Annotated in this window: 22 protein-coding genes; 15 read left to right on the top strand and 7 right to left on the bottom strand. The window is 65.7% G+C overall.

All coding sequences use genetic code 11. From position 1 onward, the window contains the following. Positions 1-17: 17 nt before the first annotated feature. Complete coding sequence (locus A5634_RS21200; RefSeq protein ID WP_155769641.1) at positions 18-2,837, bottom strand: aconitate hydratase; 2,820 nt, start codon at positions 2,835-2,837, stop codon at positions 18-20. A gap of 217 nt (positions 2,838-3,054) precedes the next feature. On the opposite strand from A5634_RS21200, the gene A5634_RS21195 reads away from it, so the two are divergent. The 6 genes from A5634_RS21195 (at position 3,055) to A5634_RS21170 (ending at position 9,242) form a co-directional block, all read left to right on the top strand. Then, positions 3,055-3,609 (top strand): Rv1476 family membrane protein, encoded by a 555-nt coding sequence (locus tag A5634_RS21195; protein WP_065145986.1) that lies wholly within the window; start codon positions 3,055-3,057, stop codon positions 3,607-3,609. Positions 3,610-3,836: 227 nt separating this feature from the next. Beyond that, positions 3,837-5,264 carry an NlpC/P60 family peptidoglycan endopeptidase RipA gene (ripA, locus tag A5634_RS21190; RefSeq protein WP_065145985.1) on the top strand — a complete coding sequence of 476 codons (1,428 nt, stop codon included), beginning with the start codon at positions 3,837-3,839 and terminating at the stop codon, positions 5,262-5,264. Positions 5,265-5,273: 9 nt separating this feature from the next. Further along, on the top strand, positions 5,274-5,999 hold the full coding sequence (gene ripB, locus A5634_RS21185) for an NlpC/P60 family peptidoglycan endopeptidase RipB (RefSeq protein ID WP_065145984.1): 726 nt from the start codon (positions 5,274-5,276) through the stop codon (positions 5,997-5,999). A gap of 150 nt (positions 6,000-6,149) precedes the next feature. Beyond that, positions 6,150-7,262, top strand: coding sequence for a chaperone MoxR1 (gene moxR1, locus A5634_RS21180; protein WP_065145983.1), 1,113 nt, complete (start codon positions 6,150-6,152; stop codon positions 7,260-7,262). Between the two features lie 32 nt (positions 7,263-7,294). After that, positions 7,295-8,206: a DUF58 domain-containing protein gene (locus A5634_RS21175; RefSeq protein WP_081290571.1), complete on the top strand. Its 912-nt coding sequence runs from the start codon at positions 7,295-7,297 to the stop codon at positions 8,204-8,206. A 28-nt stretch (positions 8,207-8,234) separates the two neighbouring features. After that, positions 8,235-9,242: a VWA domain-containing protein gene (locus tag A5634_RS21170; RefSeq protein WP_065145981.1), complete on the top strand. Its 1,008-nt coding sequence runs from the start codon at positions 8,235-8,237 to the stop codon at positions 9,240-9,242. A gap of 260 nt (positions 9,243-9,502) precedes the next feature. On the opposite strand, the gene A5634_RS21165 is transcribed toward A5634_RS21170, so the two are convergent. Beyond that, entirely contained in the window at positions 9,503-10,351 is an 849-nt protein-coding gene (locus tag A5634_RS21165; protein WP_065146019.1) for a hypothetical protein, read from the bottom strand. A gap of 326 nt (positions 10,352-10,677) precedes the next feature. Between A5634_RS21165 and fabG1 the strand changes: the two genes are divergently transcribed. The 3 genes from fabG1 to A5634_RS21145 are packed head-to-tail and all read left to right on the top strand — an operon-like array spanning position 10,678 to position 13,253. After that, on the top strand, positions 10,678-11,421 hold the full coding sequence (fabG1, locus tag A5634_RS21155; RefSeq protein ID WP_065145979.1) for a 3-oxoacyl-ACP reductase FabG1: 744 nt from the start codon (positions 10,678-10,680) through the stop codon (positions 11,419-11,421). A gap of 14 nt (positions 11,422-11,435) precedes the next feature. Then, entirely contained in the window at positions 11,436-12,245 is an 810-nt protein-coding gene (inhA, locus tag A5634_RS21150) for an NADH-dependent enoyl-ACP reductase InhA (protein WP_065145978.1), read from the top strand. A 6-nt stretch (positions 12,246-12,251) separates the two neighbouring features. Continuing rightward, positions 12,252-13,253 (top strand): ferrochelatase, encoded by a 1,002-nt coding sequence (locus A5634_RS21145; protein WP_065145977.1) that lies wholly within the window; start codon positions 12,252-12,254, stop codon positions 13,251-13,253. Between the two features lie 13 nt (positions 13,254-13,266). Here the strand turns inward: A5634_RS21145 and A5634_RS21140 are convergent, their stop codons facing one another. Further along, on the bottom strand, positions 13,267-14,190 hold the full coding sequence (locus tag A5634_RS21140; RefSeq protein WP_065146018.1) for a hypothetical protein: 924 nt from the start codon (positions 14,188-14,190) through the stop codon (positions 13,267-13,269). A gap of 67 nt (positions 14,191-14,257) precedes the next feature. Between A5634_RS21140 and A5634_RS21135 the strand changes: the two genes are divergently transcribed. The 4 genes from A5634_RS21135 to A5634_RS21120 are packed head-to-tail and all read left to right on the top strand — an operon-like array spanning position 14,258 to position 17,117. Further along, complete coding sequence (locus tag A5634_RS21135) at positions 14,258-14,692, top strand: NfeD family protein (RefSeq protein ID WP_065145976.1); 435 nt, start codon at positions 14,258-14,260, stop codon at positions 14,690-14,692. 16 nt (positions 14,693-14,708) lie between these two features. Then, the gene (locus A5634_RS21130; protein WP_065145975.1) at positions 14,709-15,833 is read left to right on the top strand and encodes an SPFH domain-containing protein; all 1,125 of its coding nucleotides are present in this window, start codon (positions 14,709-14,711) and stop codon (positions 15,831-15,833) included. Positions 15,834-15,842: 9 nt separating this feature from the next. Continuing rightward, positions 15,843-16,208, top strand: coding sequence for a DoxX family protein (locus A5634_RS21125; RefSeq protein WP_065145974.1), 366 nt, complete (start codon positions 15,843-15,845; stop codon positions 16,206-16,208). 3 nt (positions 16,209-16,211) lie between these two features. Continuing rightward, complete coding sequence (locus A5634_RS21120; protein WP_065145973.1) at positions 16,212-17,117, top strand: hypothetical protein; 906 nt, start codon at positions 16,212-16,214, stop codon at positions 17,115-17,117. A 118-nt stretch (positions 17,118-17,235) separates the two neighbouring features. Here A5634_RS21120 and A5634_RS21115 read toward each other — a convergent pair whose 3' ends face one another. Further along, complete coding sequence (locus tag A5634_RS21115) at positions 17,236-17,679, bottom strand: hypothetical protein (RefSeq protein ID WP_065145972.1); 444 nt, start codon at positions 17,677-17,679, stop codon at positions 17,236-17,238. Between the two features lie 72 nt (positions 17,680-17,751). Beyond that, a complete protein-coding gene (locus tag A5634_RS28380) occupies positions 17,752-18,048 on the bottom strand; it encodes a hypothetical protein (RefSeq protein WP_155769640.1) in 297 nt (98 codons plus the stop codon). 30 nt (positions 18,049-18,078) lie between these two features. On the opposite strand from A5634_RS28380, the gene A5634_RS21105 reads away from it, so the two are divergent. Then, a complete protein-coding gene (locus A5634_RS21105; RefSeq protein ID WP_065145970.1) occupies positions 18,079-18,765 on the top strand; it encodes a response regulator transcription factor in 687 nt (228 codons plus the stop codon). Continuing rightward, positions 18,762-20,195, top strand: coding sequence for a HAMP domain-containing sensor histidine kinase (locus A5634_RS21100; RefSeq protein ID WP_065145969.1), 1,434 nt, complete (start codon positions 18,762-18,764; stop codon positions 20,193-20,195). Before A5634_RS21105 ends, A5634_RS21100 begins: the two co-directional genes overlap by 4 nt. Before the next feature lie 305 nt (positions 20,196-20,500). Here the strand turns inward: A5634_RS21100 and A5634_RS21095 are convergent, their stop codons facing one another. Both A5634_RS21095 and A5634_RS21090 read right to left on the bottom strand, forming a co-directional pair. Continuing rightward, the gene (locus tag A5634_RS21095) at positions 20,501-21,364 is read right to left on the bottom strand and encodes a S1 family peptidase (protein WP_253861806.1); all 864 of its coding nucleotides are present in this window, start codon (positions 21,362-21,364) and stop codon (positions 20,501-20,503) included. A gap of 1 nt (position 21,365) precedes the next feature. Beyond that, the coding region (locus A5634_RS21090) for a TVP38/TMEM64 family protein (RefSeq protein WP_172831755.1) at positions 21,366-21,795 on the bottom strand (430 nt) is incomplete at its 5' end.

Here is a 21,795-nt window from a genome sequence, read left to right as displayed (position 1 = left end):
CGGGGGCTGCTCTTCGACTAGTCCGACTTGAGCATGTTGCGCAGCACGTACTGCAGGATGCCGCCGTTGCGGTAGTAGTCGGCTTCCCCGGGGGTGTCGATGCGCACCTTGGCGTCGAACTCGATCGGGTCGCCCCCGTCTTTGGTCGCCTTGACCTTGACCGTCTTCGGGGTCTTGCCGTCGTTGAGTTCCTCGATACCGGTGATGTCGAACACCTCGGTGCCGTCCAGCCCCAGCGACTCAGCGGTTTCACCGTCGGGGAATTGCAGCGGTATGACGCCCATGCCGATGAGGTTGGAACGGTGGATGCGCTCGAAGGACTCGGTGATCACTGCCCGCACGCCCAACAGCAAGGTGCCCTTGGCCGCCCAGTCGCGGGAGGAGCCGGACCCATATTCCTTGCCGCCCAGCACCACTAGCGGAATGTCCTGCTCCGCATAGTTTTGCGCCGCATCATAGATAAATGCTTGGGGAGCATCATCTTTGGTGAAGTCGCGGGTGTAACCACCGGAGACGTCGTCGAGCAACTGGTTACGCAACCGGATGTTGGCGAAGGTGCCTCGGATCATCACCTCGTGGTTGCCGCGTCGCGAACCAAAGGAGTTGTAATCCTTGCGTTCCACGCCGTGCTCGTCGAGGTACTTGGCCGCCGGAGTTTCCGGCTTGATGGCGCCGGCCGGCGAAATGTGGTCAGTGGTAACCGAATCGCCGAGCAGGGCCAGTACCCGCGCGCCCTTGATGTCCTTGACCGGCTCGGGGTCGGCCGACATCCCCTCGAAGTAGGGCGGCTTGCGCACATAGGTCGAATCTTCGTCCCACTCAAAGGTATTGCCCTCCGGGGTGGGCAGGTTCCGCCAGCGCTCGTCGCCCTTGAACACGTCGGCGTAATTCTTGGTGAACATTTCCTGGTTGATCGCCGATGCGATGGTGTCCGAGACGTCTTTCTGCGACGGCCAGATGTCCTTGAGGTAGACGTCGTTGCCGTCCTTGTCCTGTCCCAGCGGCTGTTCCTCGAAATCGAAGTCCATTGTCCCGGCCAGCGCATAGGCGACTACCAGTGGCGGTGAAGCAAGGTAGTTCATCTTCACGTCGGGATTGATGCGGCCTTCGAAGTTGCGGTTGCCGGACAGCACCGCTGCGACCGAAAGATCGTTGTCGTTAATGGCTTTGGAGATCTCGTCGGGCAGCGGGCCGGAGTTGCCGATACAGGTGGTGCACCCGTAGCCGACCAGATAAAAGCCCAGCTTCTCCAGGTACGGCCACAGCCCGGCTTTGTCGTAGTAGTCGTTGACCACCTGCGAGCCGGGCGCCATCGTGGTCTTCACCCACGGCTTGGTGGCCAGTCCCTTTTCGACGGCGTTGCGCGCCAACAGCGCCGCGCCCAGCATCACCTCCGGGTTGGAGGTGTTGGTGCACGACGTCACCGCGGCGATCACGACCGCGCCGTGGTCGAGCACGAATTCGCCGTATTCGTCGGACTTCACGGTCACCGGGTTGCTGACCCGGCCCTTGGAGTGTGCCGCGGCGGACTGAGCCTCTGGGACGTCGTCCGCGTGGCCGTTGGACGGTGAGCCGGGGTCGCTGGCCGGGAAAGACTCGTCCACCGTCTCGTCCAGCTTCGAGTACCCCTGCTCGCCGTCGCCGTCACCGACGTAGCTCGGGATCTGCTCGCGGAACGTGGATTTCGCGTCGGACAACGCAATGCGGTCCTGCGGGCGCTTGGGTCCGGCGATCGAAGGCACCACCGTGGACAGGTCGAGTTCGATGTATTCGGAGAACTTCGGCTCGTGCTTGGGGTCGTGCCACATCCCCTGTTCTTTGGCATAGGCCTCCACCAGCGCCAGTTGTTCCTCGCTGCGGCCGGTGAACTTCAGATACGAGATGGTCTCCTCGTCGACCGGGAAAATGGCTGCGGTGGAACCGAATTCGGGGCTCATGTTGCCCAGCGTGGCGCGGTTGGCCAGCGGTACCTCGGCCACGCCTTCGCCGTAGAACTCGACGAACTTGCCGACGACGCCGTGCTTGCGCAGCATCTCGGTGACCGTCAGCACGACGTCGGTGGCCGTCACGGCCGGCTGGATCTCACCGGTCAGTTTGAAGCCCACCACCCGCGGGATCAGCATGGACACCGGCTGGCCGAGCATCGCGGCCTCGGCCTCGATGCCGCCGACGCCCCAGCCGAGAACACCGAGGCCGTTGACCATCGTGGTGTGCGAGTCGGTGCCCACGCAGGTGTCGGGGTAGGCCACCCCGTCTCGCTCCATCACCACACTCGCCAGGTATTCGATGTTGACCTGGTGCACGATTCCGGTGCCCGGTGGCACCACCTTGAAGTCGTCGAAAGCGCCCTGGCCCCAACGCAGGAACTGGTAACGCTCGCCATTGCGCTCGTATTCGATCTCTACGTTGCGCTCGAATGCGTCCGCCCGGCCGAACAGGTCGGCGATGACGGAGTGGTCGATCACCAGATCGGCCGGCGCCAGCGGGTTGACCTTCTCGGCATCGCCACCCAGGTCGCCGATGGCCTCGCGCATGGTGGCCAGGTCGACGATGCAGGGCACGCCGGTGAAGTCCTGCATCACGACTCGGGCGGGCGTGTACTGGATTTCGATGCTGGGGTCGGCGTCGGGATCCCAGTTGGCGATGGCTTCGATGTGCTCCTTGGTGATGTTGCTGCCGTCTTCATTGCGCAGCAGGTTCTCGGCGAGCACCTTGAGGCTGTAGGGGAGTTTCTTGGTATCCGGGACGGCATCGAGACGGTAGATCTCGTAACTGTTTTCGCCAACCTTGAGGGTGTCGCGAGCTTCGAACGAATTCACCGAACCTTTGCTAGTCACATCAACTCCCGAGGATTAAGTTCTTTCCGCCGACGGGCCGTGTCGACGGTGCGGTGCTACTTTAACAGTACGCTTGTCCTGCAATACGCGGCACCCGTACTTGTCAGTCTTGTCCTGCTTGCCTTCCGGCGAAAGCCCCCGGCGCCATCCGCCGAGCGTCCCACTAGAGTGACCTCGGTGGCCCAGCGTCACGCCAGCGTGACAGGAGGTAGCGACGATGACCGGCTTGCCGCAGACGATCCCGTTCTTGCCCGAATACATTCCGCAGGACGTCGACATCGACTCGATCAAGGCTCAGGTCGCCGCTGACGGCGTCGCGGCCGCACCGGCGGCCGAATCCGGTCTGCAAGAAGTGGTCAGCCAGGCCCGCGGCGACGGCATCAAGCTCAAGATCGTCCTGCTCGACCACAACCCTCCCAACGACACACCGTTGCGTGACATCGCGACCGTCGTGGGCGCCGACTACCCAGATTCCACGGTGCTGGTACTCAGCCCCAGCTACGTCGGCAGCTACAGCTCGCACTATCCGCGGGTCACCCTCGAGGCCGGCGAAGACCATTCCAAGACGGGCAATCCGGTACAGTCCGCGCAGAATTTTCTCAACGAACTCAACACGCCCGAGTTTCCGTGGACGGCGTTCACCATTGTGTTACTAATCGGCGTGCTTGCGGCCGCCGCCGGCACCCGGTTCATGCAGCTCCGTAACAGGCAGCCAGCAACCTCGGACAGCCCGCCTGACACCCCTTCGTTCGAGGCTCAGCAAGGCGCCTAACAGGCTTTAATCATTCCTGCGTACTCGACGTAGGCTCGTCTGCCGCTAAGTGCGGCAAACGGATCAGATCACCGTTCGGTCACAGTAAACGCACGTCCAGAGTGCAATTTGTGACTTGCGTTTCTTTAGCGACAGCTGTGACGTACGGTGCGAATGATGCTTCTGATGACAACTGTGATTTCGTCGGCGCCGTCCATCTGATTTAAGCCATAGGAGACCGAAGTCGAATGAGACGGACACGCCCCGGCTCTGCTTCGCGAACCGTCGCGAAGCTGGTGCGGCCAGCCGTGCCGACGGTGCTCAGTGTGGCGTTATTGTTCGGCACGCCCGAGCTGGCTGCTGGCGTTGCCCACGCCGACCCCGCCGCTGACTCGATGGCAGTCCTGATCGCAAACGTTGCCCGCGCCAACCAGCGCTTGGAAGATCTGGCCAACGCCGTCGAGATGGAGCACGAGAGCGTCAACAAAGCGTTGGTGGCCGTGGAGGAGGCCCGCGAACACGCCGATGTGGCCGGGCGCGAACTCGAAGTCAGCCAGCAGGCGGTCAAGGACGCCAACGCGGCCATCGCCGCAGCGCAACATCGGTTCAACAACTTCGCGGCCGCCACCTATATGAACGGCCCGTCGGACGGATTTCTTACCGCGCGCAGCCCCGAGGACATGATCGCCGCGGCTTCGGCGGCCCAGACCATGGCCGCCAGTGCGCAGGCGGTGATGGGAAGGCTGCAGCGGGCGCGCACCGAGCAGGTGAACAAGGAATCGGCTGCACGGCAAGCCAAGCAGAAGGCCGACCAAGCGGCCGCGGACGCCAAGACCAGCCAGGACGCCGCGGTCGCGGCGCTCGGTGACACCCAGCGCAAGTTCGACGAACAGCGCGAGGAGGTCAATCGCGTCGCGGCCGAACGCGAAGAGGCCGAAAACAGGCTGCAAGCCGCTCAACTGGTGGCCTGGACGGCAGCCGGCGGGCAGGGCACGCCGCCGTCCGGCATGTGGGACGGGGCGTCCGGCCCCGGTGGGGGTCGCCGGTGGGACGGCTGGGACCCGACGCTGCCGCAAATTCCCAGCGCAAACATCCCGGGCGACCCGATCGCGGTGGTCAACCAGGTGCTGGGCTATTCGGCTACGTCCGCGCAGATCACCGCCCAAATGGGGCGCAACTTCCTACAGCAGTTGGGCATCCTCAAGCCCACCGACACCGGCATCACCAACGCCTCGCCCGCGGCCTCGTCCGGACGCATCCCGCGCGTCTACGGACGGCAGGCCTCCGAGTACGTCATCCGGCGCGGCATGGCCCAGATCGGCGTGCCCTACTCCTGGGGTGGCGGCAACGCAGCCGGCCCCAGCAAAGGAATCGACTCCGGTGCCGGCATCACCGGCTTCGACTGCTCCGGCTTGGTCCTGTACTCGTTCGCCGGTGTCGGCATCAAGCTTCCGCACTACTCGGGCTCGCAGTACAACCTCGGCCGCAAAATCCCGACATCCCAGATGCGCCGCGGCGACGTCATCTTCTACGGCCCCGGCGGAAGCCAGCACGTCACGATCTACCTCGGCGACGGGCAGATGCTCGAGGCGCCCGACATCGGTTTGAAGGTGCGTACCGCCCCCGTGCGCACCAGCGGCATGACGCCCTTCGTGATCCGCTATATCGAGTATTAACGAGGAATTATGCGCCACAAGCGATTTCATCTGACTCTGGCCTGGATCCTCCCTTTGATCTTGGGAATGGTGTCCGGGCTGGTGATCGCTGTGGCGCCGCCGGCCGCCGCCGAGGGTGAGTGGGATCCCACCCTGCCGGCCGCGGTCAGCGCCGGTGCACCCGGTGACCCTCTGGCCGTCGCCAACGCCTCTTTGCAGGCCACCGCGCAAGCCACCCAGACCACGATCAATCTCGGCCAGCAATTCCTCAGCGGGCTGGGCATCAACCTCGGCGGACCCGCCGCCCCCGCCGCCGCCAACACCAGCGGCAGCCGGATCCCGCGGGCAAACGGCCGACAAGCCATCGAGCACGTTATCCGCCGCGCCGGATCGCAGATGGGCGTGCCCTACTCCTGGGGCGGCGGCTCGCTGGACGGTCCCAGTAAGGGAGTGGACTCCGGCGCCGGCACCAACGGCTTCGACTGCTCGGGCCTGATGCGGTATGCATTCGCCGGCGTGGGCGTGCTGATCCCGCGATTCTCCGGCGACCAGTACAACGCCGGGCGCCACATCCCGCAGAACGAAGCCAGGCGCGGCGACCTCATCTTCTACGGGCCGAACGGCAACCAGCACGTCACCATGTACCTGGGTAACGGACAGATGCTGGAGGCCTCGAGCCTGGCCGGCAAAGTCACGATCAGCCCGGTGCGCAAGCCCGGAATGACGCCCTATCTGACTAGGATCATCGAGTACTGAGCCGGATGCGCGGGGCTGACGGAGCCGTCAGCGAACCCGCGACGTCGACGGATTCCAGGACGCCTGGAATAGTTGAACGCGGGCACGTCGCTGCCCCACGACATTGGTCGTGACGGCAGTCGTGTCCGAATGAGCTGTGGAGGGTTATTGATGACAACAGCAGGTGGCGGTTACCCGGGCCAGGGTGCTCACTCAAGCCCCCCCACCCAAGAGGCGCCGATCGGGAGCGCCGATGGGCTGGCCGCCGAGGTACACACCCTGGAGCGCGCGATCTTCGAGGTCAAGCGGATCATCGTGGGCCAGGACCAGTTGGTGGAGCGGATGCTGGTAGGCCTGCTCGCCAAGGGGCACGTGCTGCTGGAAGGTGTTCCCGGCGTCGCCAAGACGCTGGCTGTCGAGACCTTCGCCCGCGTCGTCGGCGGGACGTTCGCGCGTATTCAGTTCACCCCGGACCTGGTGCCCACCGACATCGTCGGTACCCGCATTTACCGGCAGGGCAAGGAGGAGTTCGACACCGAACTCGGCCCGGTGGTGGTCAACTTCCTGCTCGCTGACGAGATCAACCGTGCGCCCGCCAAGGTGCAGTCGGCGTTGCTCGAGGTCATGGCCGAGCGTCACGTGTCGATCGGCGGTAAGACCTTCCCGCTGCCCAATCCGTTCCTGGTGATGGCCACGCAGAACCCGATCGAACAAGAAGGCGTTTACCCGCTGCCCGAAGCGCAGCGCGACCGCTTCCTGTTCAAGATCAACGTCGGCTACCCCTCGCCTGAGGAGGAGCGGGAGATCATCTACCGGATGGGTGTCACCCCGCCCCAGCCCAAGCAGATCCTCAACACCGGCGACCTGCTGCGTCTGCAGACCGTCGCGGCCAACAGCTTCGTCCACCACGCATTGGTCGACTACGTGGTCCGGATTGTGACCGCCACCCGCCACCCAGAGCAGTTGGGGATGAACGACGTCAAGACCTGGATTGCGTTCGGCGCCTCGCCTCGTGCGTCGCTGGGCATCATCGCCGCCGCGCGGGCACTCGGCCTGGTGCGTGGACGCGACTACGTCATTCCGCAGGACATCATCGACGTCATCCCCGACGTGCTGCGCCACCGGTTGGTGCTCACCTACGACGCACTCGCCGACGAGATCACCGCGGAGACCGTCATCAACCGCGTCCTGCAGACGGTCGCGCTGCCGCAGGTGAATGCCGTTCCGCAGCAAGGGCATTCGGTTGGTCCGGTGATGCAGGGCGCCGCGGCGGGCGGTCGGTGACAGATTCCCGGGCGGTCCGTCATCCGCCCTCGATGATGCGTGGCACCATCGACGACCCCAAGTTGTCGGCGGCGCTGCGCACTCTTGAGCTGACCGTCAACCGCAAGCTGGACGGCATTCTGCACGGCGACCACCTGGGCCTGATCCCGGGACCTGGCAGCGAGCCGGGGGAGTCGCGGATCTACCAGCCTGGCGACGACGTGCGGCGGATGGACTGGGCGGTTACCGCGCGGACCACCCACCCGCACGTCCGGCAGATGATCGCCGACCGGGAATTGGAGACGTGGCTGGTGGTCGACATGTCCGCCAGCCTGGACTTCGGCACCGCGGTCTGTGAGAAGCGAGACCTCGCGGTCGCTGCCGCCGCGGCCATCGCGTTCCTCAACGTCGGTGGCGGCAACCGGCTGGGCGCGCTGGTTTCCAACGGGGAGAACATGATTCGCGTGCCGGCCCGCTCGGGTCGGGAGCACGTGCATACGCTGCTGCGGGCCATCGCGACCACGCCCAAAGCACCGGTCGGGGTGCGCGGCGATCTGTCCGCGGCGATCGATGCACTGCGCCGGCCCGAACGTCGTCGCGGAATGGCGGTGATCATCAGCGACTTCCTCGGACCGATCAACTGGATGCGTCCGTTGCGTGCCATCGCTGCCCGCCACGAGGTGCTGGCCGTGGAAGTGCTCGACCCACGCGACGTCGAACTGCCCGACATCGGCGACGTGATCCTGCAAGACGCCGAATCCGGGGCCGTTCGCGAATTCACCATCGACGAGCAGCTGCAAACCGACTTCGCGCGGGCAGCGGCCAAGCATCGGGCCGACGTAGCCCGCACCATTCGCGGGTGCGGAGCGCCGCTCATGACGTTGCGCACCGACCGCGACTGGATTGCCGACATCGTCCGTTTCATCTCTTCTCGCCGGCGCGGGGCAATGGCGGGACGCCGGTGACGGACTTCCACCAAATGACGGGTCTGTTATGACGTTGCCGTTGCTGGGGCCGATGACGCTGTCCGGCTTCGAACACTCCTGGTTCTTCCTGTTCCTGTTGGTCATCGTCGGGCTGATAGCGCTGTACGTGGTGCTGCAGTTGGCGCGCCAACGGCGCATGCTGCGGTTTGCCAACATGGAGTTGCTGGAAAGCGTTGCGCCCAAACGGCCTTCGAAGTGGCGCCACATTCCGGCGATACTTCTGACGCTGGCGCTGGTGCTGTTCACCGTGGCTATGGCGGGGCCGACGAACGATGTCCGGATTCCGCGCAACCGTGCCGTGGTGATGCTGGTGATTGACGTATCGCAGTCCATGCGGGCCACCGACGTCGAGCCCAACCGGATGGTCGCCGCTCAGGAGGCCGCCAAGCAGTTCGCCGACGAGTTGACCCCCGGCATCAACCTGGGCCTGATCGCTTACGCGGGCACCGCGACCGTTCTCGTGTCGCCCACCACCAATCGGGATGCGACCAAGGCCGCGCTGGACAAGCTGCAATTCGCCGACCGCACTGCTACCGGGGAAGCCATCTTTACTGCCCTGCAGGCCATCGCCACCGTTGGCGCGGTGATTGGCGGCGGCGATACGCCTCCGCCGGCGCGCATCGTGTTGTTCTCCGACGGTAAAGAGACGATGCCTACCAACCCCGACAATCCGAAGGGCGCTTTCACCGCGGCGCGCACCGCCAAGGATCAGGGTGTGCCGATCTCCACTATTTCCTTCGGCACCCCGTACGGCTTTGTCGAGATCAACGACCAGCGCCAGCCGGTGCCCGTTGACGACGAGACGCTGAAGAAGGTGGCGCAGCTTTCCGGTGGGAATGCCTACAACGCCGCGACATTGGCTGAGTTGAAGGCTGTTTACGCATCGCTGCAGCAGCAGATCGGCTTTGAGACCATCAAGGGCGACGCGAGCGTTGGCTGGTTGCGGCTTGGTGCGTTGGTGTTAGCGATTGCCGGCTTGGCGGCGTTGCTTATCAACCGGCGGCTACCTACCTAAGGTCCGCTTGGGCCGCGAGCCTCTCTCGACGCCCCCTTTGGCCGCGAGCCTCTCTCGACGCCCCCTTTGGCCGCGAGCCGAACCTGGTTGCGGTTTTGGCGGCGTGTTTTGGTTGTGTGGTTCGGCTCGCGGGGGCGTGGCCGTCGCTTGGCCGGCGCCGCGCGCCCTTTGGCCCGCGCTGCCCCAGTGTGGGCCCCCGAGCCGAACCTGGTTGTGGTTTTGGCGGCGTGTTTTGGTTGTGTGGTTCGGCTCGCGGCGCTTTACGAGGCCCGTCGCAGAGCACGTGCTTCCTTGACACGGCCCACAATGTCCGCGGGATGGTCGCCCGCGATGACCCGGACCACGATCCAGTCGTAGCGGTGCGTCACTTTCTCGTGTCGCCGGATGTCTTTCATGACGTGATAGGGATCGGTGAGGTGGTGCCCGCCGTCGTACTCGACCGCGACCTTGATGTCTTCCCAACCCATATCCAAATACGCTTCCGCCCAACCCCATTCGCTGTAAACGGGGATCTGGGTCTGCACGGGCGGGAATCCGGCTCTGCGCAACAGCAAGCGCAGCCAGGTCTCCTTGGGCGACTGAGCGCCGCCGTCAACGAGGTCCAGCGCGGCGCGGGCTGCCTTGATGCCGCGGCGGCCGCGATAGCGCTGGACCAATAGCTCGACGTTAGACATTTTGAAGTTAGTTGCCTGCATGAGGGCATCGACGGCGGCAACGGCGGGGTCCAGCGGCAATCGACTGGCCAAGTCGAAGGCCGTTCGCTCGGGTGTCGTAACTCGCATGGCCTCAATGACAGAGATCTCGTCGGCTTCGATGCGGTCTTCCCAGGTTTGCACCCCGGGCTCGCGGCGACTGTTGGCGTAGATGATGGTTGCCGGCAGGTCGGCGCCGATCCATTTGGCGCCGTGAAGAGCGGACGCCGAATAACCCGCCAATACGCCTTTGTTGCGCGAACGCAACCACAGAGCTTTGGCACGTAATTGCGCCGTCAGCTCTGCATCCCGCGGCACATACACGTCTTTGTGTAGTGCGACATGCCGACTGCGCAGTTGGTAGGGCGTCACCGCGCCCGCAGCCAGCGCTTTGCTGCCGTAAAAGGGGGCTGTCATGACCGAAGTGTGCTGGGTCACACTGACAAGTCGCCGCGAGCCGAACCGCACCGCGAAAACCGCGTCCCAAAACAGCGGCCTGGTTTGGCTCGCGGAACCAGCAGGCCGCGAGAGGCTCGCGGAAAGAAGGAGGTGGCCGCGAGCCGAACCGGGTTGCGAGAAACGCGGTCGAAAGTCGCGGCCTGGTTTGGCTTGCGGAACGAGCAGGTCGCGAGAGGCTCGGCGGAAGACGAAGCCGCCCGCGAGCCGAACCGCACCGCGAAAACCGCGTCCCAAAACAGCAGCCTGGTTCGGCTCGCGGAAAGACAAGACGATAGGTTGGCGGGGTGACTGACAACGCCGAAGGAGCCGGCAAACCCGCATTCGTGTCCCGTTCAGTGCTGGTCACCGGAGGTAACCGGGGGATCGGGCTAGCGATCGCGCAACGGTTGGCCGCCGACGGGCACAAGGTGGCCGTCACCCATCGCGGATCAGGCGCACCCGAGGGTCTGTTCGGCGTCGAGTGCGATGTCACCGACAACGACGCCGTCGACCGTGCTTTCAAAGAGGTCGAGGAGCATCAGGGTGCGGTCGAGGTGCTGGTGTCCAACGCCGGCATTTCCGCGGACGCGTTCCTCATCCGGATGACGGAGGAGCGGTTTCAGAAGGTCATCGACGCGAACCTCACCGGCGCGTTCCGGGTGACCCAGCGCGCCTCGCGCAGCATGCAGAAGAAGCGCTTCGGCCGAATCATCTACGTGGGTTCGGTCTCCGGCAGCTGGGGCATCGGCAACCAGGCCAACTACGCGGCCTCCAAAGCCGGCCTGATCGGCATGGCGCGCTCAATCTCTCGGGAGTTGTCCAAGGCCGGCGTCACCGCGAACGTGGTGGCCCCCGGCTACATCGACACGGAAATGACGCGCGCGCTGGACGAGCGGATCCAGGCGGGCGCGTTGGAGTTCATCCCGGCCAAGCGGGTCGGCACCGCCGAGGAGGTCGCCGGGGTGGTCAGCTTCCTCGCATCGGAGGATGCGAGCTACATCGCCGGCGCGGTAATCCCGGTCGACGGCGGCATGGGTATGGGTCACTGACACTAAGGACGGACATGACAGGACTGCTCGACGGCAAACGGATCTTGATCAGCGGGATCATCACCGACTCGTCGATCGCGTTTCACATCGCCAAGGTTGCCCAGGAGCAGGGCGCCCAATTGGTGTTGACCGGCTTTGACAGGTTGCGGTTGATCCAGCGCATCGTGGATCGGCTCCCGGAGAAGGCCCCGCTGATCGAACTCGACGTGCAGAACCAGGAGCACCTGGACAGCCTGGCCGCCAGGGTGACCGAGGTGATCGGCGAGGGCAACAAGCTCGACGGCGTGGTGCACTCGATCGGATTCATGCCGCAGAGCGGGATGGGCATCAACCCGTTCTTCGACGCACCCTATGAGGACGTCGCCAAAGGCATCCACATCTCCGCGTATTCGTATGCTTCGCTGGCAAAAGCGTTGTTGCCCATCATGAATCCCGGCGGCGGGATCGTCGGCATGGACTTCGACCCGACTCGCGCGATGCCGGCCTACAACTGGATGACGGTCGCCAAGAGCGCATTGGAGTCGGTCAACCGGTTCGTCGCACGCGAGGCCGGCAAGTACGGGGTGCGCTCGAATCTGGTTGCGGCCGGACCGATCCGGACTTTGGCGATGGCGGCGATCGTGGGCGGTGCGCTGGGCGACGAGGCCGGCGCGCAGATTCAGCTGCTCGAAGAGGGTTGGGATCAGCGGGCCCCGATCGGCTGGAATATGAAGGATCCCACCCCGGTCGCGAAGACGGTGTGCGCGTTGCTTTCCGAGTGGTTGCCGGCGACGACGGGTGACATCATCTACGCCGACGGCGGCGCACACACCCAGCTGCTGTAGGACGCAATGCATTTCGATGCCGTCCTGCTGCTGTCGTTCGGTGGGCCAGAAGGGCCCGAGCAGGTCAGGCCGTTTCTGGAGAACGTCACTCGCGGCCGCAATGTGCCGCCCGAGCGGTTGGATGCCGTCGCTGAGCATTACCTGCATTTTGGCGGCATCTCGCCGATCAACGGCATCAATCGCGCGCTGATCGAGCAGCTGCAAAATGTCCAGGACCTCCCGGTCTACTTCGGCAACCGCAACTGGGAGCCTTACGTCGAAGACACTGTCAAAGCCATGCACGACAACGGGATTCGCCGTGCGGCGGTCTTCACGACATCAGCTTGGAGCGGCTATTCGAGCTGCACCCAATACGTCGAAGACATCGCACGAGCACGCAAAGCGGTAGGTCCGAACGCGCCCGAACTCGTCAAACTGCGGACCTACTTCGACCATCCGCTGTTTGTGGAGATGTTCGCCGAAGCCGTGACGGCCACCGCCCAGACTGTGCCCGCAGGCGCGCGCCTGGTCTTCACTGCGCACTCCGTTCCGATCGCCGCCGACCAACGCTGCGGCCCGAACCTCTACAGTCGCCAAGTCGCCTATGCCGCAAGACTTGTCGCCTCGGCGGCGGGGTACGCCGAGCACGACCTGGTGTGGCAGTCACGCTCGGGCCCGCCGCAGGTTCCGTGGCTCGAGCCCGACGTGGCCGATCACCTTACGTCACTGAAAGACAACGGCACCGAGGCCGTAATCGTTTGTCCCATCGGCTTTGTCGCCGACCACATCGAGGTGGTGTGGGACCTCGATTACGAGTTGCGCCAGCACGCCGAAGAACTGAATATCGCGCTTGCGCGTGCGGCGACACCTAATGCCGACCCCCGATTCGCCCGGTTGGCGGTGGAGTTGATCGACGAACTCCGTTACGGGCGGCAACTGGCGCGAGTTAGTGCCGCCGACCCTGAACCAGGTTGCGGTGCCAGTAAGAACGGTGAATCATGCCGTCCGCCGCACTGCGCGGCTGGTTAGGACGGTAGCGCGGTCAGTCCGTCCACGCGGAGTGCAAAATCGCGCTGACCGCCGCCATGCGCGCCGAACGTACCACCGCGACCAACGGACGCAACGCATCGGAAGCAATCTGACCACCTGAGAGCGACTGTGTCCCAACGGGTTCGGGTACGGCCGCCATTCGGCGCGACACATGATCGCCCGCGGACTCGGGCAGCCTGTTTAGCCCGGAGCTGACCGCGATGATCGCATCGACGTGCGCCGCGTTCTCCAGCACCCGCAGCGCCCGCGTGGGAGCGTGGTCAGGAACACGGTGTTGGCGTAGGGATTCCAGCAACTGCTCGACCAGGCCGCGCGGATTCTCCACGCCACTTGTCGAGCCCAGACCCATCGCACTCAAAGCATCCGCGGCCGAGCGTACCGCTGACCGCAGCGCATATTCGGCCTCACCAAGTTCGTGGTGGTCGAACACCGGAGCTCCGGGCAACGAGTACACCATCCATGTGAGCGCACCCAACTCGGGCACCTGGGCCTCGTCGTCGGAGTCGTCGACTTCTTCGTAGGTGAAGTCGGGCACGAGGCCTATGGCGGTGCCCGGGCCGGTGGGGTTGGTAATGATGACGGCTTCGCCCGCGGCCACGGCGTCGCGCTCGAACTGTGTTCCGGGGGCCAGCCCACGCACGTCCCCGGGTACCGGCATCACCACGTTGATGGTCCCGCGCATGGACAGCGGGGATCGACCGATCGCCCCGCGCAACGTCTGCAGCAGACACACCGTCCCGGCGGCGTTCACATCGGGCCATGGCAGACCGGTATGACCCGCGGCGACGGCATCGTAAGCAGCCACCGATTGCCTTGGCGCCCAGAGTGATAACGCGTCGAGAACGTCGTCGGGTGCGGCCTTGCCTGCGAGCCAGGCATTGGCCCACATGGACAGCGAAACACTCGGGCACCACATGGTCTCGCAGTGTAGTTGTTCACCGGCGTGGACGTGGGTTGTCGTACCGCACGCGTATTCTGTGCCCATGCCCGTTGCGCTGATTTGGCTGATCGCGGCGTTGGTGTTGGTCGGTGCGGAAGCGCTCACCGGTGACATGTTCCTGTTGATGCTCGGTGGCGGCGCGTTGGTGGCGTCGGGGGCTAGCTGGCTCACGGATTGGCCGATCTGGGTCGACGGGTTGGTCTTTCTCATCGTGTCGGTACTGCTGCTTGCCCTCGTCCGGCCAGTCCTGCGACGGCGGTTGGTTCCCGCCAAGGAAGCGGTGATGGGGGTGAAGGCGCTCGAGGGTAAGAGCGCGTTGGTGCTCGACCGGGTTGCGCGGGATGCCGGCCAGGTCAAATTGGACGGTCAGGTGTGGACGGCGCGCCCGCTCAACGACGGCGACGTCTACGAAGCGGGCCAGTCGGTCACCGTCGTGCATATCGACGGTGCCACCGCGGTGGTTTTCCAGCACGGATAGCAGAAAGGATTCCTCGGTGGGTCTCGTAGTTCTGGTCTTTTTGGTCGTACTGGTGTTGTTCACCGTCATCGTGGTCGCTAAAGCGGTTGCGCTGATTCCGCAAGCCGAGGCCGCGGTGATCGAACGGCTGGGACGCTACAGCCGCACCGTCAGCGGACAGCTCACCCTGTTGGTGCCGTTCATCGACCGGATCCGGGCTCGGGTGGACTTGCGCGAACGGGTGGTGTCCTTCCCGCCGCAGCCCGTCATCACCGAGGACAACCTGACCTTGAACATCGACACCGTCGTCTATTTCCAGGTCACCGTCCCACAGGCCGCCGTCTACGAGATCAGCAACTACATCGTCGGCGTCGAACAACTCACCACCACCACGCTGCGCAACGTCGTGGGCGGAATGACCCTCGAGCAGACCTTGACCTCCCGCGACCAGATCAACGCCCAGCTGCGCGGCGTTCTGGACGAGGCGACCAACCGCTGGGGTCTACGCGTCGCGCGGGTGGAACTGCGCAGCATCGACCCGCCACCGTCGATCCAGGCTTCGATGGAAAAGCAGATGAAGGCCGACCGGGAAAAGCGGGCCATGATCCTGACCGCCGAAGGCACCCGGCAGGCGGCAATCATGCAGGCAGAGGGTCAGAAGGCGTCTCAGATCCTGGCGGCCGAAGGCGCCAAGCAGGCCGCCATCCTGAGCGCCGAGGCCGACCGGCAGTCCCGGGTGCTACGCGCCCAGGGTGAACGAGCCGCGGCCTACCTGCGGGCCCAAGGTCAGGCCAAGGCCATCGAAAAGACATTCGCCGCGATCAAGGCCGGTCGTCCCACCCCGGAGATGTTGGCCTACCAGTACCTGCAGACACTGCCGGAGATGGCGCGCGGCGACGCCAACAAGGTGTGGGTGGTGCCCAGCGATTTCAACGCGGCGTTGCAGGGCTTCACGAGGCTGCTCGGCAAACCAGGCGAGGACGGCGTGTTCCGGTTCGAACCCTCGCCGCCGGACGAAGTGTCCGAGCATGCTGCCGGCGATGACGACCCCGAGGTCGCGGATTGGTTCGCCACCGATACGGGCCCGGCGCTCACGGAGGCGAAGACATCGACGGATGTGATACCCCGTAGTCCGACGGAGCCTCCGGGATTGCGTCAATAGGATCGCCCCATGAGCACATTGACCTCACCGAAAACCTACGCGGGACTCGCCGCATTCCATGCCGTCGACGCGGTGTTGTGCGCTGTGCAGGCGCCGCCGATCAAGAAGGCGCTCGACACCGTGGAGTGCCCGGAGAACATCCGTCCGGTGTTCCCGGTTATAAAGGTGGCCGCCGCGATCGGTCTGGCGTCGGTGAATCGGTTCCCGGCATTGGCCAGGCTGACGACGGCGATGCTGACGTTGTATTTCATGCTGGCAGTGGGTGCACACATTCGAGTACGGGACACCGTCGTCAATACCCTTCCGGCGGCGACTTTTTTGGCCACGTTCGCGGCGATGACGGTGCAGGGTCCTGACACCGGGCGCTCCGGGTAGCCGATGTCAAAGCGGCTCGTCGCGGTGCTCGTCGGCGCCGCCGTGGCCCTGTTGGCTGTGCTCGCGGTCGTGGTTGTGATGGTGCTGCCGAAGCTAACCACGCCGCTGGTCGCGCCCAAAGAGTCGACTGCGAGTTCGGCCTCTCAGACTCTGCTGCCGTTCGGCCGGTTGGAGCTGTCTGCCGCAGGCACCGCAGGCACCTCGGTCGCGGTGGACCGCAGTGGCGGTGTCTACGTCCCCGACACCGGTAATGGGCGAGTCCTCAAACTCGCCGCCGCCGCGTCCGAACCGACGCCGCTGCCAATCCCCGGGTTCGACAAACCGAGTGGCGTGGCGGTGGATTCAGCCGGCACGGTCTACGTAATTCAAGGCGAGCTGGCAGGCAGCCGGCTGGCTAAGCTGTCGCCCGGTGCGTCGGCTGCGGTCGAATTGCCGACCAGCAGTGCGAAGTTCGGCAGGTTAGCCGTGGGTCCCGACGGTGTCGTCTATGTGGCGGGTCTGAACAGTCTGGAACGGCTCAAAGATGGGCGGTTCGAGCAATTGCCAAAGCCGCCCGGCGACTTTCCTCAATCGGTGGCGGTTGACGAGGCCGGCGCGATCTACGTGCTGGTGCAAACCAACAGCGCCTACCGGATCCAGAAACTGTCAGCAGCGGCTACCAGCTACACCGACGTCACCGGGGCTGACCTGCAGGTGAATGGCACTGTTCGGATGATCGCGCTCGACTCTGCTGGAGCCATCTATTTCACCGGCGGGCATCAGGTGTCAAAGCTCGCCCGTGGGTCGGTGCAGCCGATCGAACTTCCCATCACCGACCTGATGGCTCCCTTCGGGATCGCGGTAGGCGCCGACGGCAGCGTCTACGTGTCCGACATCGCTGGCGGCCGGGTCCTGAAGTTTCAGGCGTAGCCCCCGGTCGGGCCTAGGATTCGCGCCCGTCGAAGGTTGCGCCGCGAACGTGCGCATTTGTACAGGGACACGCCGCCACGGACGGCATTTTGCGCACCTTCGCGACCGAGAAACACGCTCAGCGCGGGGGATTCGGTGACGCGCTGGGCCCAGCCGACGGTGATGCCGGCGTTTGACCCGGCCCAGGCGGCTGCTGCCCGCCCGGGGCCATCGGAGGAGGCCCGCCTGGGAACGGCGGCGGCAACATTCCGTGCGGGCCGCCGCCCTGTGGCGGCGCCATGCCCAGCGGCCCCTTCGGTCCGCCAAGTCCCGCGGGACCGGGGAGACCGAAATGCGACGCCCCGGGTGGTGGGAACCCCGGCGGAGGCGGGGGAGGCCCCATCAAGATGATTGCCAGTACGGCGGCACCTGCGGTGAATGCGGAACCGATCAGCCCGCCCAGCAGCCCGGCGCCGAGTAGCGCGCCGATCGGATAGCGCCGCTTCTTGGCCACAGCGGGCGCAGCGGGCGCAGCAGCAGCGGATTGCTGGTCGGTCGCGTTCGTAGTGTCGTCGGAGGTCATCAGACTCCTCACGTCGGTGGATTGTTGCCGAGCGCGACGGTAGGAGCCCAACTTGAAGTGAAGCTGAAGAAGTCAGGGCACGGGTAGCGGCGGTGGCACGGGCACGATGCTCGGCGCCGGCGCGGACGGGATGGTCGGCAGTGCGCTGGAGTTCGGCGGCGTCGGCAGGCTCACCGTCGGTGTCGAAGACAACTGCGGGTACGGCGGCGGGGGGAGTTGGACGCGAACAGTGAAGACCAGTCCGGTCACGGCGAAGGCGGCGGCCGCGCCGACGGCCACGCCCGCGAGTCCGGCGCCGACCAGTGCGCCCGTGGAATACCGCCGACCGACCGCCGGTGGCGGGGCGGCCGGCTTGTTGGTGGAGGTCACGCGGGGAGCGTAACGCTACGCTCGCGAACTATGACCGAGTTCAGCGTCGGCACGCCGCGGGTGTTGGTGGTCGAGGACTCTGAAACCATTCGCGAAATGGTGAGCGAGGCGTTGGCCGACGACGGCTACCACACCGATACCCGTTGTGACGGAAACGGTTTGGAAGAAGCGCTGCACGGCTTACGTCCGGATCTGGTGGTGCTCGACGTGATGTTGCCGGGTCGGGACGGATTCGAGCTGATCGACGTCGTCCGCGAATACGGCGATATCGGGATCGTGCTGATCACCGCACGCGACGGCCTGTCGGACCGGCTGCGCGGCCTGGACGGCGGCGCCGACGACTACGTGGTCAAGCCGTTCGAACTGGCCGAACTGGTATCGCGGGTGGGCGCGGTGCTGCGACGGCGCGGTCGGCTACCGAAAGTTGTCCAGTTCGGTGACGTGCTGCTCGACGTCGATGCGGGAGTGGCGGCGCGCAACGGCCATCCGCTGGATCTGACCGCCACCGAGCTGCGGTTGCTGCATTTCCTGGTAGAGCAGCGTGGCCGGATCGTCAGCGCCAACCAAATCCTCAACGCGGTGTGGGGCTACGACGCCTACGACGCGAACCTAGTGCAAGTGCACGTCAGCGGATTGCGGCGCAAGCTCGAGGCGCACGGGCCGCGGATTTTGCACACCGTGCGCGGCATCGGCTACCGCCTGCAGCCGCAACGATGAACGATCCCGTGACCCCCACGCCGTCGCTGCAGCGTCGGGTATTGCTGCTGGTGCTGGCAGTGATGGCAATGCTGCTGCTGGTGCTTGGCCTGACGATCGACGTCAGCTTGGGCATGCAGGCCCGGCGTAGTCTGCACGACCGGCTGCTGGCCGCGACGTCGCGCGCCGACGCGCTAGTGGCTGCCCACACCGCGCCCGATCTGCTGGCTGCGCAGCTCAACGGCGGTAGCGTGCGCGCACTGGTGGTGATGGCTGACGGTGCGACCTACGGCGATCCGGGCATCAGCCCCGACACCAAGGCCGGTTCGATGGTGCCGCCGCCGGGGCCGCCGCCACCGCGTGATCACTACCCGGGCCCGGGTCCCAGGCCGCTGCCGCCACCGCCACCACCGCCGCCGGACGGTACCGCGACGGTCGTGGTGCATCCGCTGCCGGAGGGTGCCCGCCTGATCCTGGTTGCCGATACGACCCAGACCACGCAGGTGACTCGTCAGCTGCGTCAGCTGATGGTCGGTGCGGGTATGGCGACGCTGCTGGTGGCCGCACTGCTGCTGATCGCGGTAAGCCGAGCAGCGTTGCGCCCGCTGGACAAGATGACCGCGTTGGCTAAGGGCATCACCACCGGTGACCGCGGCCGGCGCCTGCGGCCATCCCGCACCGACACCGAATTAGGCCGTGCCGCAGATGCTTTCGATGGAATGCTGGACGCGTTGGAAGACTCAGAGTTGCGCGCGCAACAGGCCGCCGAAGCCGCGCAACGCGCCGAGGCCGCGACACGGCAGTTCCTGGTTGACGCCGCCCACGAGTTGCGCACGCCGATCGCGGGCATCCAGGCGGCCGCCGAACAACTCGCCGCCCACGAGAACGACGGCGGCCAAGGCCGTAGGGCCAGCCTGTTGCAGTCCGACGCTCGCCGAGCCGGACGGTTGGTGGCCGACATGTTGGATCTGAGTCGCATCGACGCGGGGCTGTCACTGGACGTCCGGGAAACCGACCTGGCGGCGGTCGTCGACGCGGAAGTGCAACGGGCAGCGATGCTGGCCCCGCAGCTTTCGATCATGCGCACCGGACTGGAGCGACTGAACGTCCAGGCTGACCCGACCCGCGTGGCGCAGATCCTGTCCAACCTGCTCGACAACGGCCGTAGACATACGCCTGCCGACGGTTCGATCACCATCGACCTGAGCGCTGACCCCGCAGCGGCGACCGTGACCGTCACCGACACCGGGCCGGGTATCCCCGACGACGAGCGGTTCCGCATCTTCGAGCGCCTGGTGCGGCTTGACGCCGGACGCGCCCGAGACCACGGCGGGGCCGGGCTCGGACTCTCCATCGCGCGGGCGCTGGCCCGCGCGCACGGTGGCGATTTGGTCTGCGTGCCGCACGACGGCGGCGCACAGTTCCGGCTGAGCCTGCCGGACCGCTTGTGACCTGTGGCCGCGAGCCGAACCACACGGCGAAAATATGCCTCGGAAGTCGCGGCCAGGTTCGGTTCGCGGGCCAAGGGCTCGCCCCCGAGCCGCGAGCCGAACCACACGGCGAGATTAAGCCCCGGAAGTCGCGGCCAGGTTCGGTTCGCGGGCCAAGGGGCTTGGGCCGAGCGGCCGAGGGGCCGCCTTTAACCCGCGAGCCGAACCGCACGGCGAAAATATGCCCCGGCAGTCGCGGCCAGGTTCGGCTCGCGGGTCAAGGGCCAAGGGCCAAGGGCCGAGGGCTCGCGGGCCGAGGGGCGGGCCTAGCCCGTCACGACGCTCAAACCCCACTGATCAAGCCACGGCCGCACCAGCTCGGCTACGGAAAACGTTGCGGGAACCGAACATCCGGGATGGGGGTCGTTGGGGCGTCCGCCCCGAATGTGGATCCCGACGGCCGCCGCGCGGTCATCGTCGAGTAGGTAGACCGGCCCACCGGAATCCCCACACTGGCTGGCCGCCAGGAACACCACCTTGCTCTCGGTGACGTCGGTGATCTGTCCGCATTCCGTGCGGCCGGTTTTCATACCGAATTTGCACAATTGCTGGCCGATCCGCAGCTCGCCGGCAACGCCGCTGACCGGAGTGGATGTGGCCGCGATAGCCGGTATGTGCGGAACCTCCTCGGAGTCGAGCCAGATCAGCCCGATGTCATGCGCTTCGCCGCGTTCGCCCTCGCTGATGGTCGGGCCGAAAGTGCCCACCGTCTGGTACGGCACCGATCCGGCGTTCATGATCACCTTGCTCGCTTCGCCGGTCTTGTTGCAGTGACCGGCGGTGAGCACACCGGTCTGGCCGCTGGCCTTGCGCACCAGAAAGCCTGCGGTACAAGCCATTCCACCGTCCGCATAGGTGACGGCGATGGCCGCGCCCGGGCCGATCGCGGCTGCCGCGGGCAAGGCGACCAGGGGCTGGACCGGCGCCCGACGCGGCGCGGGCTGGAAGCTGACCACCACGAACGCTGCTGCGGTGAACAGCGCGACAACCGACAACCGCCAGCTATAGAAACGGCCAGCACCGGCTGCGCGCCGGGAGGCCACCAGCGGCCACGCCGCTACCCCCAGACACAGCAGCGCGCCAGCGAAAAAGACGATGGTGCGCGCCGACGTCAGCTGAGCAAACCCCACGTCAGGGTGTGACGACAGCGGGTTCCGCCTGAGGTGCCGGCGCAGACGCTTGAGCTGCGTGCTGCTGGCGATAGTGGCGAATTTCGTAGACGAGTCCACACAACCCGAGCGCGGCGGTGAAGGCCGACACCACGACTAGCAACGGGGTGCCGTCGCCGGCGAATGCGTTGCCCAGGATCACGACGGCGACGGTGCCGGGCAGCAGGCCGGCCAGGGTGGCGCCCATATACGGGCTCACCCGCACCGCCGATGCGCCGGCGGCGTAATTGATCGCCGAGAACGGCACGACTGGGATGAACCGCAGCGACAGGATGGCAATCCAGCCTCGCTCACGTAGCCGCTGGTCGAGTCGGCCGATGGTGCGGCTGCGAACGAGCCGGTTGAGCCGCCATCCGGTGGCCCTGATCAGCAGTACGGCCAGCGCGGTGCTG

The organism is Mycobacterium asiaticum (assembly GCF_001673365.1).
GTDB classification, from domain to species: Bacteria; Actinomycetota; Actinomycetes; order Mycobacteriales; family Mycobacteriaceae; genus Mycobacterium; species Mycobacterium asiaticum_A.
This window is presented reverse-complemented; position numbering and strand designations above follow the sequence as displayed.

Excerpts from the sequence above, each read along its gene's own strand:
- A5634_RS21195 (WP_065145986.1), top strand. The coding sequence starts at position 3,055 with ATGACCGGCTTGCCGCAGACGATCCCGTTCTTGCCCGAATACATTCCG.
- ripA (WP_065145985.1), top strand. The coding sequence starts at position 3,837 with ATGAGACGGACACGCCCCGGCTCTGCTTCGCGAACCGTCGCGAAGCTG.
- ripB (WP_065145984.1), top strand. The coding sequence starts at position 5,274 with ATGCGCCACAAGCGATTTCATCTGACTCTGGCCTGGATCCTCCCTTTG.
- moxR1 (WP_065145983.1), top strand. The coding sequence starts at position 6,150 with ATGACAACAGCAGGTGGCGGTTACCCGGGCCAGGGTGCTCACTCAAGC.
- A5634_RS21175 (WP_081290571.1), top strand. The coding sequence starts at position 7,295 with ATGATGCGTGGCACCATCGACGACCCCAAGTTGTCGGCGGCGCTGCGC.
- A5634_RS21170 (WP_065145981.1), top strand. The coding sequence starts at position 8,235 with ATGACGTTGCCGTTGCTGGGGCCGATGACGCTGTCCGGCTTCGAACAC.
- A5634_RS21165 (WP_065146019.1), bottom strand. The coding sequence starts at position 10,351 with ATGACAGCCCCCTTTTACGGCAGCAAAGCGCTGGCTGCGGGCGCGGTG.
- inhA (WP_065145978.1), top strand. The coding sequence starts at position 11,436 with ATGACAGGACTGCTCGACGGCAAACGGATCTTGATCAGCGGGATCATC.
- A5634_RS21145 (WP_065145977.1), top strand. The coding sequence starts at position 12,252 with ATGCATTTCGATGCCGTCCTGCTGCTGTCGTTCGGTGGGCCAGAAGGG.
- A5634_RS21140 (WP_065146018.1), bottom strand. The coding sequence starts at position 14,190 with ATGTGGTGCCCGAGTGTTTCGCTGTCCATGTGGGCCAATGCCTGGCTC.
- A5634_RS21135 (WP_065145976.1), top strand. The coding sequence starts at position 14,258 with ATGCCCGTTGCGCTGATTTGGCTGATCGCGGCGTTGGTGTTGGTCGGT.
- A5634_RS21125 (WP_065145974.1), top strand. The coding sequence starts at position 15,843 with ATGAGCACATTGACCTCACCGAAAACCTACGCGGGACTCGCCGCATTC.
- A5634_RS21120 (WP_065145973.1), top strand. The coding sequence starts at position 16,212 with ATGTCAAAGCGGCTCGTCGCGGTGCTCGTCGGCGCCGCCGTGGCCCTG.
- A5634_RS21115 (WP_065145972.1), bottom strand. The coding sequence starts at position 17,679 with ATGACCTCCGACGACACTACGAACGCGACCGACCAGCAATCCGCTGCT.
- A5634_RS21105 (WP_065145970.1), top strand. The coding sequence starts at position 18,079 with ATGACCGAGTTCAGCGTCGGCACGCCGCGGGTGTTGGTGGTCGAGGAC.
- A5634_RS21100 (WP_065145969.1), top strand. The coding sequence starts at position 18,762 with ATGAACGATCCCGTGACCCCCACGCCGTCGCTGCAGCGTCGGGTATTG.